The following is a 15174-nucleotide window of genomic DNA, read 5'->3' as shown; positions in this document are numbered from 1 at the left end:
CCGTTTTAACACCGAAGCAACATCATCAGAACATCATCACCATCCATGGATAGGCGACAACCATCAGCAGAACCAAGAATAACGCACCGAAGATGGTACCAAGACGCCAGTAATCTTTAGTTGGCAGATAGCCGCTGCCGTAATAAATCGGGCTTGGGCCGGTGCCGTATGGCGTAATAATGCCCATCACACCTAAAGAAACACACATCATCAGACAGAATACCGGCATGTTGATGCCTGGGATTGATGCTGCAATGGTCAGCATGGCAGGCAGCAGTGCGGTGGTGTGCGCCGTGGTGCTGGCAAACAGGTAGTGCAACAGGTAGAAGGCAACCAGCAGGACCACAGCAGAAACTTGTGGGTCATAGCCCTGCAGTAACATGGCACCCTCTTTACCCAGCCAGGCGATGAAGCCAACGCGGGCTAAACCATCAGCCAGCGCAACCAGCGTGGCGAACCAAGCGAAGGTGTTCCATGCCGCTTTATTGCTGGTGATGTCATTCCAGTTCAGAACACCAGTCCACAGCATCAGCACAATAACCAACAGCGCGGCCATGGCTGGCTCAATCCACGCGGTAGCGAAGATCCACATCATCAGTGCGGCAACAACAAAGCCCAGCAGCAGGATTTCATTGCGTTTCAGTTTGCCCAGTTTACCCAGCTCAGCGGTGGCCCAGCGTGGCACTTCATCATTCACTTTCACTTCTGGCGGATAGAGCCAGTAAGCCAGCAGCGGCATGGTGAGAATCAGCAGCACGCCCAGCGGCAGGAAGGCGAGGAACCACATGCCCCAGGAGATATCGAAACCGACCACGCTTTTCACCAGCGCCAGCGCCAGCAGGTTAGGAGCCAGTGCTGAGAGGAACATGGAACTGGTGATACAGGCGGCGGTGATCGCTACCCACATCAGATAAGAACCAATTTTACGCGCGCTCGGATCGTTCGGTTTTGAACCGTACAGCGGCGGCAGGTTAGCGATAATGGGGTAGATAGTACCGCCACTGCGCGCCGTGTTTGAAGGCGTAAACGGCGCCAGCAGCAGATCGGCGAAGGTAATGGCATAACCGAGCGTCAGGCTGCGACGGCCGAGATATTTCACCAGAATCAGCGCCAGACGGCGGCCAAACTGGGTCTTATCGTAGCCCGCGGCGAACATAAAGGCACCGAAGATCAGCCAGACCGTAGAGTTGCCGAAGCCACTTACTGCCCATTTGAACGACTGCGCCGCCGTTTTGAACTTGGGATCGGCCAGTTCCGCCGGGCTAAACAGCACCCATTGGCTGAACAGCGCAATCACCACCACGCCGGTTAAGCCGATAACGGCGCCCGGCAATGGCTCGAAGATCAGCCCGACAATCACGCCGACAAAAATAGCGAAGAAGTGCCACGCATAAGGTTCCAGTCCCGCAGGGGTGGGAACCAGCAGCAACAGCACGGCCACAATAATTGGCAGGCACAACATGATCAGGCGGTTCTTTTTCCCCGGCGCCGCAGGCGGCGCTTGTAGGGATTCACTCTGGGTTGTTTGTGTGTTCATAGTTTTGGTCTGCAAGTTATGGAGAATGCGTTTGTACGCCCCGAATCAATCCGATTTTTTTAGTTACAAAACTCTTTTAACAGATTAGTCGTGACATTTAAAACTGGCTTTTAAATAAATCGCTTTCAGGAAAATTTGATACGCGAATTATCAATTGAATGTGGCTATGATGCGATTAATTAAAATATCTATTTTGATCCAGATCAATAAAATTTATTAGTGGTTTTTTTGCTTTAAGCATGCGTGCATTAATAAACGAACCATTAGGTGAAAAATAACCGTGCGGTGTTAACGAAACGCCAAAAATCAAGCAAAAAAGAGCGGAAGGAGGCATTTTATCTTTATGATAAGACTGGATTTGTTTTAAATGTAAGGAAAAAGTTGATTTTTGTCAAGTATTGGTTAAAACTTAGCGAAGCGAAGCTTTGAGACATGAGCATCAAATATTATTTCCAAAGGTAAAACTTATATAACTAACGAATAAGGTTATGTAACTAAATAAAATGGTATATTTACACCATGAAATCGGACCACTTAAATAATTATAAAATCTCCGAACCGCCAAAGAATTGAATACAAAGTTTCTTAATTTTGGAGTTGCTCATCATGAATACGCTCACCCCGATTCTTAATCCGCTTACGTTACCGAAAGGTGCAGTGCTTAAAAACCGCCTGGTTATGGCACCGATGACCACCTGTACCGGTTACTTTGACGGCGGTGTTACCAGTGACCTTGTCGAATATTACCGCGTACGTGCCGGCAGCATCGGTACCGTCATTGTTGAATGCTGTTTTGTCGATAACCGTGGTCCGGCGTTCCCCGGCGCGCTCGGTATCGATAGCGATAACAAAATCCCCGGTCTGGCAAAAATTGCGCATGCCATCAAATCGCAGGGTTCAAAAGCGATTCTGCAGATTTATCATGGCGGCCGTATGGTGGAACCTGCGCTGATTGGCGGTAAAACGCCGGTCGCGCCAAGTGCCATTGCGGCGCCGCGTGAGGGTGCAACCAAGCCGCAGGCGTTGACCGCAGAAGAAGTCGACGTGATGATCACCAAGTTTGGTGATGCGGTGAACCGTGCCATTAAAGCCGGCTTCGACGGTGTCGAAATCCATGGTGCCAACACCTATTTAATTCAGCAGTTCTATTCGCCCAATTCCAACCAGCGCGACGACAAATGGGGCGGCAGCCGCGATAACCGCGCCCGTTTCCCAATGGAAGTGCTAGAGATTACCCACAAAATGGCTGACCGCTTCGCCGCGGCGGATTTCATTATTGGTTATCGCTTCTCACCGGAAGAGCTGGAAGTCCCTGGCATCCGCTGGGATGACACGCTTTATCTGCTGGAGAAATTGGCGGAACGTGGTCTGGACTATGTGCACTTCTCTGTCGGCCAGCTGCTGCGTCCGTCTATTGTCGACACGCAAGATCCGACCCCGTTAATCACCAAATATCTGGCACAGCGCTCACCTAACCTGGCAAAAGTGCCGGTGATTGGCGTTGGCGGTGTGGTGAATAAAGAAGACGCGGAGAATGCGCTGGAGCATGGCTTTGATCTGGTCGCGGTAGGTAAAGCCTGCATTGCGTATCCCGACTGGACCGACCGTGTCATGAAGAATGAGCACATGGAGCTGTACATCGACAGCACCAAGCGCGAAGCGCTCACCATCCCAGAACCGCTGTGGCGCTTCTCGCTGGTGGATGCCATGATCCGTGACGTCAGCGATACCGGTCGTAAATACAAAGCCGGCGTTTATCAGGCGAAAGTGGAAGCCGAAGCGCTGAAGCTGAAAATCAACGTCACGCTCGACACCGACCGTATCACCGATATCTCGCTGGTGCCGGACCCGAGCCTCGACGTCGATTTCACCAGCACCTTTGAAAGCCTGCGTGAACGCATTCTGGTGGCGAACAGTCCACACGTTGATGCCATCACCGGCGCCACCACGCAGAGTGAAGCGCTGAAGAAAGCGGTATCCCGCGCCATGACCACCTCGAGCAAAGAGTATGTGATTGAAGAGGGCGGCAACCCGAACGCGCCGGTCAATTACGATGTGGTAGTAGTCGGAACCGGTGGTGCCGGTTTGGCGGCGGCGATTCAGGCGCATGACGATGGCGCACGCGTCGTGATCATCGAGAAGATGCCCACCATCGGCGGTAACACCATCAAAGCGTCGGTCGGCATGAACGCGGCAGAAACCCGTTATCAGAAGCTGAAAGGCATTGAAGACAGCAAAGAGTTGTTCTACGAAGAGACGCTGAAAGGCGGCAAATTCAAAAACAACCCGGTGCTGCTGCGCGAGTTCGTTGAGCAAGCGCCCGAAGCGATTGAGTGGCTGGCGGCGAAACAGATTGAACTGTGCGACATCACCATCACCGGCGGTATGAGCATCGATCGTACGCACCGTCCGGAAGATCGCTCAGCGGTGGGTGGTTTCCTGATCAGCGGCCTGGTGAAGAACGTTAATCAGCGCAATATCGAAGTGCTGTTGGAAACGTCGGTCGCCGAAATTTTGATGGAAAACGGTGCGGTCACCGGCGTGAAAGTAGTGGATGAGTACAACGATAGCCGCATCATCAACGCGAAAAGCGTGATTGTGGCGACCGGCGGCTTCAGTGCTAACCGCGAAATGGTGGTGAAGTATCGCCCTGAGCTGGATGGTTTCGTCACCACGAACCATAAAGGCGCAACCGGTAGTGGCATCGCCATGCTGCAGCACATTGGTGCGGATACCGTCGATATGGGCGAAATCCAGATTCACCCAACGGTTGAACAAACCACCTCGTACCTGATTTCCGAAGCGATGCGCGGCGGCGGGGCGATTCTGGTTAGCCAGGCGGGCAAGCGTTTCTATAACGAAATGGAAACCCGTGACAAAGTCTCTGCTGAGATCATTGCGCTGCCAGAGAAGAGCGCATGGATCGTGTTTGATGAGCAGGTACGCGCCAATAACAAAGCGGCGGATGAATATATCGCCAAAGGTTTCGTGATCAGCGCACCCACTCCGCACGAGCTGGCGGTGAAACTCAACATGGATCAGGAAGCGCTGCAAACCACGCTGGGTCGTTACAATGAGTTCGTGGCGAAGCAGGATGACGAAGACTTTGGCCGTAAAACGGCGCTGCGTCATCCGCTGAATAAAGGTCCGTACTTTGCGATTCGTATCGCACCGGGCGTGCACCACACCATGGGCGGCGTCACCATCAACACCGATACTGCGGTGCTGGATGCACAGAAAGCGGTGATTCCAGGCGCGTGGGCGGCAGGTGAAGTGGTCGGCGGCATCCACGGTGCAAACCGCATCGGCGGTAACGCGGTGGCAGATATCATCATCTTTGGTATCAAAGCCGGTCACAATGCCGCTAAACTGGCGCTAGGACACTAAGCTGTAAAGATGCCCGCCTCGTGCGGGCATCATTTTCTTTAGAGGCATGCACAATGACCGCTGGCGTCTTTTCTTACTCTGCCGTGCTCATGGGTTCGCCCATTCTGCTTAAACTCTTCGATGACAATCCCACGTTAGCCCGCCAGGTTTTTCAACTCATTAAACAGCAAGAAAATCTCTTCACCGTTAATCGCGCTGAATCTGAAGTGATGTCGATCAATCAGGCGGCTGGTCATCATCCGGTGGTGGTGAGCGAGCCGGTATTTGCCTTAATCAGCGTGGCACACGCCGTGAGTTTGCTGCCGGAAAGCGCGTTTAATTTCACTATCGGGCCGGTGGTGAAGCGCTGGAAAATTGGATTTCAGGGGCGCGCAGTGCCGCCGGCAAACGAGATTGCTGCTCTATTGAAACTGACCGATCCGCATCAGGTGGTGCTTAATTCCGCCGATTGCTCGGTATTTCTGCAGCAGCCGGGCATGGAGATCGATCTGGGTGCCATCGCCAAAGGCTATATCGCCGATCGCGTGCAGGCATTTCTGCGCCAACAGGGCGTGCAGCAGGCGCTAATCAATCTGGGCGGCAACGTACAAACGCTGGGCTCGCCGCCGCATGAGCCGCAAGGTTGGGGCATCGGCCTGAAAAAGCCGTTTGGCCGCGACGATGAACTGTTAGGCGTGCTGCAGGTGCAGGGAAAATCGGTGGTGACGTCGGGGATTTATGAGCGCTATTTTGAGTTGGATGGGCGCTGCTGGCACCATATTTTTGATCCGCAAACCGGTTATCCGCTCGATAACGAATTGCTGAGCGTGACGGTGATTTCCGATCGCTCAATTGATGGTGATATCTATACCACGCTGTTGTATGGCATGGGCGTAGAGCAAGGGCTGGCGTATCTCGCTGACCAGCCCGACATCGATGCGGTATTTGTCACGCGCGATCGGCAGATTATCTGCTCCTCGCCGCGCCACTTCCAGTTCCAGCAGCGCGATTTCGCCTGGCAGCTGCGTTACTGACAATATTGCTGCAGCAGCGAATGGTACTCCGGCTGCAGGCGATAGCGATATACCGGTCGACCGGTCGCGCCATAGTGAATGCTGGTAAACAGAATATTAATCTGCGCCAGCCAAATCAGATATTTACGACAGGACACGCGCGAAATATTCACTTCCGCCGCCAGCTCATCGGTTGAGAATTCGTGACCTGGATGGGCATCAATCCACTGACACAGCGTGCGCAGCGTCTGCGGCGTTAAGCCTTTTGGCAGTCGCTTATTGTCGTGCTGCGTTGCCGGGCTGCCGTGAATCAGCAAATCAACATCGGACTGCTGATAGTAATGCTGATTGTCCATCAGCGATTTCTTCTGTCGCCAACCGGTCAGCGCCTCTTCAAAGCGCGGGAACTGGAATGGTTTGATCAGATAATCCACCACGCCGTAATGCAGCGAAGTTTTGATATTCTCCGCATCCGCGGCGGACGAAATGATGATCACTTCGACTGCGCTCTGCGCCGTGCGCAATTCCGGCAACAGATCGAGACCATTTTCCTGCTGCATATAGATATCCAGCAGCACCAGATCGACCTCGGTATCACTGTTAAACAGGATCTCTTTGGCCTGCTTCAGCGTCGAGGCGGTGCCGCAGCAGTTAAAGCCCTGTATTTGGCCGATATAAGCGCGATTCAGCTCGGCGACCATGGCGTCATCGTCGACCACTAGCACATTGATCATGCGGATTGGTTTCCTCCATCCCAGGGAAGTTGGACTAAAAATTGGGTAAATACCCCGGCTTCAGACTCTACGCTCACGCTGCCGCCGAGGTTTTCCGTTTGCTGCTTCAGCAAAAACAGTCCGACGCCGCGATTTTCACCTTTAGTAGAGAAGCCTTTTTCGAAAATGGTATTCAGGCGTTCAGCTTCAATACCGGGACCGTCGTCACTCACTTCACACGTCAGCCAGCCATTCTGATAATGCAGCATGACGTGGATCTCACCCTCAACCTGCTCGCTGAGCGCATCAAGGGCGTTCTCAATCAGATTGCCGATCACGGTGATCAGGGCCGCCATTTGTTGCTCATTGCCGCTGTCAGGCAAGAAACTGGCATCGCTGATCGTGAGGCGATGACCACAATCTGACGCGCGATTAATTTTACTCAACAGAAAACCCGCAATCACCGGCGACTTAATTTTATCGAGCAGGAAGCCAATTTCGGTCTGATAATTGTTGGCGGTCTTGAGAATATAGGCTTCTACCTGCGCGTAATTTTTCATGTGCAGCAGGCCTAAAATCACATGCAGCTTATTCATAAACTCGTGCGAACGTTCACGCAGCGCATCAACGTAGTTTACCATGCCCGTCAGGCGCTGCATTAGCTGACTGATTTCTGTTTTATCCCTGAAGGTACACACGGCGCCGATAATCCGCCCCTGATTTCGCACCGGTACGGTATTGCTCAGTAATACGCGCCCATTCACATTAAGCTCTTCATCACGGCGCGCTCTCCCGTTGTGCAACACATGCTGCAGATGATCGTTGATCACCGAAGCATCATAAATACGGTCGCCGCTCATCATGCCGCTGGCCATCGGATCGTTAAGCAGCGAACGTGCCGCCTGATTCACCAGCGTCACCTGCGCCTGGTCGTCCATTGCCACCACGCCTTCTTTCAGCGAGTTGAGAATCGCCTGGCGCTGTTCGAACAGCGTCGAAATTTCGTAGGGTTCAAGACCAAACAGAATGCGTTTCAGCACGCGTACCAGGATAAAGGTACCGATAGCGCCCGCCAGCGTACCAATAAAAATGGTCCACAGGATACTCCAGCGGCTCTGGTTGATCTGCACGGTGACGGCATCCAGCGAGATGCCAATCGCCACCACGCCAATCTGCTGATGCTGCGCATTGAAAACCGGGGTGAAGACGCGTAGCGCTTTCGCCAGTGAACCTTGATTCACCGAGACGTTCTCATGGCCGTGCAGGGCCGGCTCAATATCTTCACCGATGAAGTGTTTACCAATCAGTTCAGGGTTGCGATGCGAATAGCGGATGCCGTCCATATTGGTCACCGTGATGAACAACAGGTTATTGCTCTCCTCAACGGCTTTGGCAATCGGTTGGATGCGCGTACCATTGGGCGGATAGGCTAACGCGCGCTGTATTTCGGGCGAATCCGCCAGGGTGCGCGCCACCGCCATGGCTTTATCTTCCAGCTGCGCGCGGGTTGAGGCGCCAATCTGGAAAAAATAAAACATGTGCACGCTGAGCAGCACCAGCACAATGACCGCGCTGAGCATCAGGGTAACCAGCGTATTAAGCTTCATCGGCTGCTTACGCGCCGCGATTCCTTGCTGTGAAGAAGACATGATCGCTCTCGGTAGAGAAGAGGGCGCTTAGTATGACGGATAATAGAGGGAAGGTCGCGTACTCTCATCCATGGCATCGTGCCGGGTTTGATTGTGTAGGGTGCGCATGTACGCGCACCTGGGGTTCGGAATTAACTCGATTTAACGCGATTAGCAAAGCTCTTACGCAGCTTCTGCAATTTCGGTGGGATCACCGCCATGCAGTAACCGTTGCGCTGCCCGGCACCTTCCCAATAATCCTGATGATATCCTTCCGCCGCATACCACTCTTTCAGCGGCTCGATGGTGGTCACCACCGGATCGCTCAGGCCTTCCTGCGCGCGCGCAATGGCGGCAATCGCTTCGGCTTCCTGCTCGGGGTTGGCGGGGAAAATCGCCGAACGGTATTGCGTGCCAATATCGTTACCCTGGCGGTTCAGCTGGGTTGGATCGTGGGTAGCAAAGCTGATATCCAGCAGATCGCCATAGCTCACCTGCGCCGGATCGAAACCAATGCGAATCGCCTCCGCGTGGCCCGTAGCGCCGCTGCACACTTGCTCATAAGTCGGATTCGGACGTGCGCCGCCGGTATAACCGCTCTCGACTGACTCCACGCCAATCACATCTTTAAAAACTGCTTCGGTACACCAGAAACAGCCACCTGCGATCACCGCATATTCGGTTGCCATTGTTTTTTACTCCTGTCAGGGCGAAAGCATCAAAGTGGGGTCAAGCCTATAGCAATTCAAGCAGTTAAATTAACATTTCTGGCTTAAAGTCATCGCGCTTATCGAGCAGTAATTTGCTCATCACGCTAAAGCGGCCTTCGCCCGTGTAGTGCAACGTGGGCGGAAACTCTGGCGTTTCGGTGACATGCGCTTTAACGATCTCGAAAATGAAGAAGTTGTAATTATTCACCATCGAATCGTCATACAGCTGACACTCAAAGCTGGCAAAACACTCATTAATTAACGGGACATTGACCACGCTTGCCGGTTCAGGCGTCAGTTTAAAGGCATCAAACTTATCAAGGCGATCGCCGTGGCTATTACCAATCGCCACCACGTTGTCGACCAGATCCGCCGATGGGACGTTGATCACGCACTGGCCGCTCTGGCGGATCAGGTCATGGCTGTGGTTGCCGCCAGCGATCATGCAGCCAACCAGCGACGGCGAAAATTCCAGAATGGTGTGCCAGCCGAGCGTCATGATGTCGCGTCGATCCTCATACTGAGAACTCACTAACACCACCGGACCCGGCTCCAGATATTTCCGCGCTTTGCTGACCGGAAAGTCAATTTTATGCATCGGGTTTCTCCTGTTCTAGGTAGCGATGTTCTAAGTGTAGCTGCCAGCCTTTACTGGGCGGCAATTTCGCGGCATGTTAATGCGTCATCTTATCTGGAGCCGTTTTATGGAATCTGTGTGCGCATCGACATCCCGCCCGACCTTACATCTGCTCTGTGGCAAAATTGCTGCCGGGAAATCAACGTTGGCCCATCAGCTGGCGCAGCATACGGGTGCGGTGATCGTCAGCGAGGATGCGTGGCTGGCGCATCTGTTTGCCGAAGAGATGCATGATGTGGCTGATTATTTGCGTTGTGCGGGTAAGTTGCGTAACGCGATGACGCCGCACCTGATCGCCTTGTTGCAGCGTGGCGTTTCGGTCGTGCTGGATTTTCCAGCCAATACTGTCAATCAACGGCAGTGGATGAAGGCGGTGATCCATAGCGCCGGGGCAGAGCATCAGCTCCATTATCTTGATGTGCCCGATGACGTGTGTAAAACACGCCTGCATGCGCGCAACGCCAGCGGGCAGCATGACTTCGCCGCAACCGATGCGCAGTTTGCGCTGATCAGCAGCTACTTCGTTGCGCCCCAGAGTGAAGAGGGCTTTAACGTGGTAACGCATAGCGAATTAAGCAGGTAAATGATGAACCCTTCTTTGTGTCAGACGCTCAATCTTACCTATCCGATTATCCAGGCGCCGATGGCGGGCGTCTCCACGCCGGAAATGGCGGCGGCGGTCAGTAATAGCGGCGCGCTGGGATCGATCAGCGTAGGTGCTTCAACGCCGCAGCAGGCGGATATCATGATCCGTAAAACACGTTCTCTGACCTCCGCGCCCATTAACGTCAACGTCTTTTGTCACGCGCCGGTACAGCGCAATGCGCAGTTAGAACAGGCGTGGATTACACGCTTCCAGCCCGTATTTGAGCGTTATGATGCGGCGCTGCCCGCGTCGCTGTCGGAGATTTATCAAACTTTCCTCGATAACGACGCGATGCTGGAGGTGCTGCTGGCTAACGCACCTGCCGCAGTGAGTTTCCATTTCGAGTTACCTTCCGCCGCATTTGTGCAGCGATTAAAAAGCCGCGGCATTATTACGCTTGCGAGCGCAACCAGCCTTGCTGAAGCACAGGCTATCGAAGCCGCCGACATCGATTTTATTGTCGCGCAGGGCATTGAGGCCGGGGGACATCGCGGGATGTTTAATCCTGCAGATGAAGATCAGCAGCTCAGCACCTTTACGCTGGTACAAACGCTTCGCAAGGTTTCGCGCCTGCCATTAATTGCCGCGGGTGGGGTGATGGATGGTGCGGGAATTGCTGCCATGCTCAAGCTGGGCGTGGCGGGCGTACAGTTAGGTACCGCGTTTATCTTGTGCCCGGAATCAGCCGCCAATGCGGCTTATCGCCAAGCGTTAAACAGCGAGCAGGCCAATAGCACCGAGATTATTGCGGCCATCTCTGGCCGTTCGGCCAGATGTATCACTAACGATTTTTGCCACCTGGCGCGTGGATTTGCGCAGGATTCCATTCCGCCTTATCCGCTGGCCTACGCGCTAGGCAAAGCGCTGGCTGCCGCTGCAGCGGCCAAAGGTGATCATGGATTTGGTGCTCAGTGGGCCGGTCAGGGCGCTGCACTGGCGCGAGAGATGCCTGCGGCAGAGCTAGTGAAAACGCTCGTCGCGGAGTGGCAGGCGGCGTAAGGCGGCAAAAGCGCGTTCATTGACGCTCAGCGTTCAGTAGCTGGATAACAAAGTCGATGAAGGCACGCACTTTGGCAGGGGGAAGGTGCCGCGAAGGATACAAGGCGTAAAGCGGAAAACGCTCGCCTTGCCATTCGGTGAGTAATTCTACTAAGCGGCCTTCAGCAAGCAGCGTTTCAATACCGCTGGCTTTGATGCGCGCAATACCGGCACCCGCCAGACAGGCCGCGAGCAGCGTGCCGGATTCATTGACCATCAGGCGGCTGGAAATTTTGGCCGCAACCACGTCGCCATTTAAACGGTACTCCCACTCGAGCGGCAACCCGGTCATGGTGCTTTTCATCTGGATACAGGCGTGATGAGCCAGATCGTCAGGTGTGGCAGGTTGGCCATGCTGACGCACATAGTCTGGCGATGCGACCGTCACCGTGCGCGTCTCCAGTAGCTTGCGTGCAACCAGCGAAGACGTGGGTGGATGCCCAAAGCGCACGGCAATATCAAAACCTTCAGCCACCATATCGCCAAGCCGATCGCGCACCACCAGCTCCAGAGCAATCTCCGGATAGCGCTGCATAAACCTATCAATATGCGGCGCCAGAATGTGGCGTGAGAAAAAGGGATCAACATTAATGCGCAGCCGCCCATGTATCGCGGTGGAAGCGCCGGAGGCCAGACTCACCGCATCGCCAATGCCCGCCAGCAATGGGCTTATCTCTTCATACAGTGTCCGCCCCTCATCTGTCAGGGTGACGGCGCGGGTGGTTCTGTCAAACAGTCGTACGCCGATGCTGGTTTCCAGACGTGTCACCGCACGACTTACGCCAGAGGGCGACAAATTGAGCGCGTCAGCCGCGCGAGCAAAACTGCCGCTGTGTACGATAGCGGCTAACACGCTGATATTTGACAACAAACGGCCATCAATGCTCATCAAAATTTCTCACATACGCAGGGTGATTCTATGTCATCAAAGTAATGAGTCGATGTGCATTCTGTCAATTAACCGGGTTTCCTATACTGCCGTCCGTACCGTTTCTTTAAGCAAACAGGAAATTAACCCATGTATGTGATCACTGGTATTACCGGAAAGGTTGGCGGCGCAGTTGCGCGCGCCTTACTCAGCAACAATCTTCCCGTGCGCGGCGTAATGCGAGATGTCAGTAAGGCTGCCCAGTGGCAGGACCTGGGCTGTGAGGTTGCCTTTGCCGAAATGAGAGATGCCAGCGCATTGGCCGATGCGTTTAACGGTGCGACTGGCGTGTTCATTCTTCCCCCGTCGGATTTTGATCCCGCGCCGGGATTTCCCGCCGCCCGCCTCATCATTGATGCAGTGGTCCAGGCTATTCGTTGCGCATCGCCTGAGAAAGTGGTTTGCCTCTCGACCATTGGTGCTCAGGCCGAGAAAACGAACCTGTTAACCCAGCGTACCCTGCTGGAGCAGGCGCTCAATGCACTGGATCTGCCGGTTACTTTCCTGCGTCCGGGCTGGTTTATGGAGAACTGCGCATTAGATGTCGTCTCTGCGCGTGATAATGGTGTGATTCACAGCTATTTGCATCCGCTGGATAAAGCGGTACCGATGATCGCCACCGCTGATGTCGGCACCCTGGCCGCAATGTTGCTGCAGCAAGAGTGGCAGGGGAAACGCATTGTTGAGTTAGAAGGCCCGCAGCGCGTGACACCCAACGACATTGCTAACACGTTTGCCTCCATTCTAGGGCGCCCGGTGGTTGCGGAAGCCGTCGAGCGTGATGCGTGGGAAGCGATTTTTCGTTCGCAGGGGCATCAGCATCCTTTACCGCGCATGCGGATGATCGATGGCTTCAATGAGGAGTGGATCTGCTTTGAAAAGCCGCAGGCAGAACGGGTAATGGGTGAGACGGAACTTGAAGTGGTGTTGCGCGCTTTGCTCAAAACCGCAGGCTAATGAAATCGGCGCCAAAGAAAATCTGCACCGCTAAGCCCTTCGGTGCAGATTTTTCATCCTTTCACTCTCGGTTTTCAGGGCTCATCAATACGCGCGACTTTTAATGTGGTTTGTTCCCCGTGACCATACACTTTTCCGCTGACGCGGACTTTGTCATCTGCCGAATAGGTTTTTCCCTTAAAGGCCTTTGCATCTGCGATAATTGTTACGTTTCCGGTGTTATCGCGAAATTTGTAACTGTCACCTTTTAATTTTTCGACGATATATCCCTCCAGCGTAACGTATCCTCCCTGACGGAAATCCCGTATTTGGGATATTGCGGTCTGTCCGGTATCTTCAGAACCTTTGTAACCCGCATCCTGTTTATTCTGCGGCGGCGGGGTTTCCCCGGCTTTGAATCCACCTTCAGCGGCACTCACACCTAAACTAAACATCATTATTACCGAAGCCAAAATAATAGGTTTCATCGTCTCTCCATGGATTTATTCGTTCATGCTGGATTAAGTCTGGCACAAATATTCACGATTGCACTGCAAGCGCACCGGTAATAACAAACGCCACTTCTGAGTATTTATGCCAGGGTATAAAGGTGACTTTTTTATCAATCGGGATAAGCGAGCCATTTCATTCGCGGTGCGCTTATTAGCACACCTAAAATTAAATCCCATTAATTAGGACAATAACGCATGAAAGCTATCGTCTATAACGGACCTTTTGATGTATCGGTAAAAAATGTACCGGATGCCAAAATTGTCCGCCCAACAGATGCGCTGATTCGTATTACGACCACGAATATCTGCGGCTCAGATTTACATATGTATGAAGGGCGTACCAGCTTCGAAGAGGGGCGTATTTTTGGTCATGAAAATCTTGGAGAGGTGATTGAAGTTGGCAGCGGAGTAGAACGTATCAAGGTCGGAGACTACGTTTGCATGCCTTTTAATGTCGGATGTGGTTTCTGTGAAAACTGTGAAAAAGGCTTAACCGGCTTCTGCCTGACAGCCAATCCGGGCACAGCGGGGGCTGCCTATGGATTTGCCGAGATGGGCGCCTGGGAAGGGGGCCAGGCCGAGCTGCTGCGGGTGCCTTTTGCCGATTTCAATTGCCTTGTGCTTCCTTCGGATGCGCAAGAGAAGGAGGAGGATTATGTCATGTTGTCAGATATCTTCCCCACCGGCTGGCATGCGACCGAACTCGCAGGTATGCGGCCCGGCGATAGTGTAGCCATTTATGGGGCCGGGCCAGTAGGCTTGATGGCGGCCCATTCCGCCGTGATCAAAGGGGCATCACAGGTCTTCGTGGTGGATACGCATGCCGACCGTCTTGCGCTGGCAGAGAAAATGGGCGCTACGGCAATCAATGCCGTGGGGGAAGATGCCGTTGAGAAAATTCTTGCGCTGACCAATGGCCGTGGTACGGATTGCGGCTGCGAATGTGTGGGCTACCAATGCTGTAATCGGCATGGACATGAAGACAATAGCGCGACGATGAATAGCCTGGTCGCCTCGACCAAAGCAACCGGCGGTATTGGCGTGGTGGGGGTATTTATTCCGCAGGATCCAAACGCAGCCAGTGAGCTGGCAAAGGTCGGTAAAATGCCGTTTGATTTTGGTAGCTTCTGGTTTAAAGGGCAGTCAATTCGTACTGGCCAGGCGAATGTAAAAGCGTATAACCGCCAGTTAGCCCGGCTAATTGCAACAGATAAAGCTCAGCCGGGCAGTATTATCTCTCATCGCTTATCGTTGGAAGAGGGGCCCGACGGCTACCGTCATTTTGACGATCGCGACGATGGCTGGACCAAGGTTATCCTTAAACCCTAAATTGCCCGCTTGTGGCGCCACGGTCGCCATCCTTTACGCGATGTCGACCGTGACGATTAACCCGGCCTGCAACCAGAAAAGAGATGTCCCTGATTAATCCACTCTGACAAGCTATTATTTGCGTCAAGTCAACCTAAGCGAAACGGGTATTTAGTGACTGAACGAGTAAGTCTAAAAAAAT

The 15174-nt window shown here is 53.4% G+C and carries 14 protein-coding genes; 7 read left to right on the top strand and 7 right to left on the bottom strand.

The window, feature by feature from the left end:
* Positions 1-25: 25 nt before the first annotated feature.
* Complete coding sequence (locus AAGR08_RS10835) at positions 26-1537, bottom strand: anion permease (RefSeq protein WP_345826853.1); 1512 nt, start codon at positions 1535-1537, stop codon at positions 26-28.
* A 267-nt stretch (positions 1538-1804) separates the two neighbouring features.
* On the opposite strand from AAGR08_RS10835, the gene AAGR08_RS10830 reads away from it, so the two are divergent.
* The 3 genes from AAGR08_RS10830 (at position 1805) to AAGR08_RS10820 (ending at position 5937) form a co-directional block, all read left to right on the top strand.
* Positions 1805-1966: a hypothetical protein gene (locus AAGR08_RS10830; protein WP_176519114.1), complete on the top strand. Its 162-nt coding sequence runs from the start codon at positions 1805-1807 to the stop codon at positions 1964-1966.
* A gap of 177 nt (positions 1967-2143) precedes the next feature.
* Positions 2144-4924, top strand: coding sequence for a flavocytochrome c (locus AAGR08_RS10825; protein WP_097094181.1), 2781 nt, complete (start codon positions 2144-2146; stop codon positions 4922-4924).
* A 53-nt stretch (positions 4925-4977) separates the two neighbouring features.
* Entirely contained in the window at positions 4978-5937 is a 960-nt protein-coding gene (locus AAGR08_RS10820; protein WP_345826852.1) for an FAD:protein FMN transferase, read from the top strand.
* Here AAGR08_RS10820 and dcuR read toward each other — a convergent pair.
* The 4 genes from dcuR to AAGR08_RS10800 all read right to left on the bottom strand — a co-directional run bounded on the left by dcuR (position 5931) and on the right by AAGR08_RS10800 (position 9565).
* Positions 5931-6650 carry a two-component system response regulator DcuR gene (dcuR, locus tag AAGR08_RS10815; RefSeq protein WP_097094179.1) on the bottom strand — a complete coding sequence of 240 codons (720 nt, stop codon included), beginning with the start codon at positions 6648-6650 and terminating at the stop codon, positions 5931-5933. The two genes, AAGR08_RS10820 and dcuR, sit on opposite strands and share 7 nt — an antisense overlap.
* Complete coding sequence (locus AAGR08_RS10810; protein WP_345826851.1) at positions 6647-8278, bottom strand: sensor histidine kinase; 1632 nt, start codon at positions 8276-8278, stop codon at positions 6647-6649. Before AAGR08_RS10810 ends, dcuR begins: the two co-directional genes overlap by 4 nt.
* A gap of 131 nt (positions 8279-8409) precedes the next feature.
* Positions 8410-8946: a peptide-methionine (S)-S-oxide reductase MsrA gene (gene msrA, locus AAGR08_RS10805; protein ID WP_097094177.1), complete on the bottom strand. Its 537-nt coding sequence runs from the start codon at positions 8944-8946 to the stop codon at positions 8410-8412.
* Positions 8947-9010: 64 nt separating this feature from the next.
* A complete protein-coding gene (locus tag AAGR08_RS10800) occupies positions 9011-9565 on the bottom strand; it encodes a flavin reductase family protein (protein WP_345826850.1) in 555 nt (184 codons plus the stop codon).
* A 106-nt stretch (positions 9566-9671) separates the two neighbouring features.
* Between AAGR08_RS10800 and AAGR08_RS10795 the strand changes: the two genes are divergently transcribed.
* Together AAGR08_RS10795 and AAGR08_RS10790 are read left to right on the top strand one after the other, a co-directional pair.
* Positions 9672-10187, top strand: coding sequence for an ATP-binding protein (locus tag AAGR08_RS10795; RefSeq protein WP_097094175.1), 516 nt, complete (start codon positions 9672-9674; stop codon positions 10185-10187).
* 3 nt (positions 10188-10190) lie between these two features.
* Positions 10191-11249: a nitronate monooxygenase gene (locus tag AAGR08_RS10790; RefSeq protein WP_345829898.1), complete on the top strand. Its 1059-nt coding sequence runs from the start codon at positions 10191-10193 to the stop codon at positions 11247-11249.
* Positions 11250-11265: 16 nt separating this feature from the next.
* Here AAGR08_RS10790 and AAGR08_RS10785 read toward each other — a convergent pair whose 3' ends face one another.
* On the bottom strand, positions 11266-12177 hold the full coding sequence (locus tag AAGR08_RS10785) for a LysR family transcriptional regulator (protein ID WP_345826849.1): 912 nt from the start codon (positions 12175-12177) through the stop codon (positions 11266-11268).
* A gap of 129 nt (positions 12178-12306) precedes the next feature.
* Here AAGR08_RS10785 and AAGR08_RS10780 point away from each other — a divergent pair, with 129 nt between their 5' ends.
* Positions 12307-13173, top strand: coding sequence for an NmrA family NAD(P)-binding protein (locus tag AAGR08_RS10780; RefSeq protein WP_345826848.1), 867 nt, complete (start codon positions 12307-12309; stop codon positions 13171-13173).
* Between the two features lie 74 nt (positions 13174-13247).
* Here the strand turns inward: AAGR08_RS10780 and AAGR08_RS10775 are convergent, their stop codons facing one another.
* Positions 13248-13640 (bottom strand): NirD/YgiW/YdeI family stress tolerance protein, encoded by a 393-nt coding sequence (locus tag AAGR08_RS10775; RefSeq protein WP_097094172.1) that lies wholly within the window; start codon positions 13638-13640, stop codon positions 13248-13250.
* 219 nt (positions 13641-13859) lie between these two features.
* On the opposite strand from AAGR08_RS10775, the gene AAGR08_RS10770 reads away from it, so the two are divergent.
* Entirely contained in the window at positions 13860-14993 is a 1134-nt protein-coding gene (locus AAGR08_RS10770) for a glutathione-independent formaldehyde dehydrogenase (RefSeq protein WP_345826847.1), read from the top strand.
* Positions 14994-15174: the final 181 nt, after the last annotated feature.

It is taken from the genome of Pantoea sp. BRR-3P (genome assembly GCF_039621635.1).
Taxonomy (GTDB): Bacteria; Pseudomonadota; Gammaproteobacteria; order Enterobacterales; family Enterobacteriaceae; genus Pantoea; species Pantoea floridensis.
Note: the sequence above shows the minus strand (reverse complement) of the source record. Positions and strands in the feature narration are given on the sequence as shown.

Excerpts from the sequence above, each read along its gene's own strand:
- AAGR08_RS10810 (WP_345826851.1), bottom strand. The coding sequence starts at position 8,278 with ATGTCTTCTTCACAGCAAGGAATCGCGGCGCGTAAGCAGCCGATGAAG.
- AAGR08_RS10795 (WP_097094175.1), top strand. The coding sequence starts at position 9,672 with ATGGAATCTGTGTGCGCATCGACATCCCGCCCGACCTTACATCTGCTC.
- AAGR08_RS10785 (WP_345826849.1), bottom strand. The coding sequence starts at position 12,177 with ATGAGCATTGATGGCCGTTTGTTGTCAAATATCAGCGTGTTAGCCGCT.
- AAGR08_RS10775 (WP_097094172.1), bottom strand. The coding sequence starts at position 13,640 with ATGAAACCTATTATTTTGGCTTCGGTAATAATGATGTTTAGTTTAGGT.
- AAGR08_RS10770 (WP_345826847.1), top strand. The coding sequence starts at position 13,860 with ATGAAAGCTATCGTCTATAACGGACCTTTTGATGTATCGGTAAAAAAT.
- AAGR08_RS10820 (WP_345826852.1), top strand. The coding sequence starts at position 4,978 with ATGACCGCTGGCGTCTTTTCTTACTCTGCCGTGCTCATGGGTTCGCCC.
- AAGR08_RS10790 (WP_345829898.1), top strand. The coding sequence starts at position 10,191 with ATGAACCCTTCTTTGTGTCAGACGCTCAATCTTACCTATCCGATTATC.
- AAGR08_RS10825 (WP_097094181.1), top strand. The coding sequence starts at position 2,144 with ATGAATACGCTCACCCCGATTCTTAATCCGCTTACGTTACCGAAAGGT.
- AAGR08_RS10835 (WP_345826853.1), bottom strand. The coding sequence starts at position 1,537 with ATGAACACACAAACAACCCAGAGTGAATCCCTACAAGCGCCGCCTGCG.
- dcuR (WP_097094179.1), bottom strand. The coding sequence starts at position 6,650 with ATGATCAATGTGCTAGTGGTCGACGATGACGCCATGGTCGCCGAGCTG.
- msrA (WP_097094177.1), bottom strand. The coding sequence starts at position 8,946 with ATGGCAACCGAATATGCGGTGATCGCAGGTGGCTGTTTCTGGTGTACC.
- AAGR08_RS10800 (WP_345826850.1), bottom strand. The coding sequence starts at position 9,565 with ATGCATAAAATTGACTTTCCGGTCAGCAAAGCGCGGAAATATCTGGAG.
- AAGR08_RS10780 (WP_345826848.1), top strand. The coding sequence starts at position 12,307 with ATGTATGTGATCACTGGTATTACCGGAAAGGTTGGCGGCGCAGTTGCG.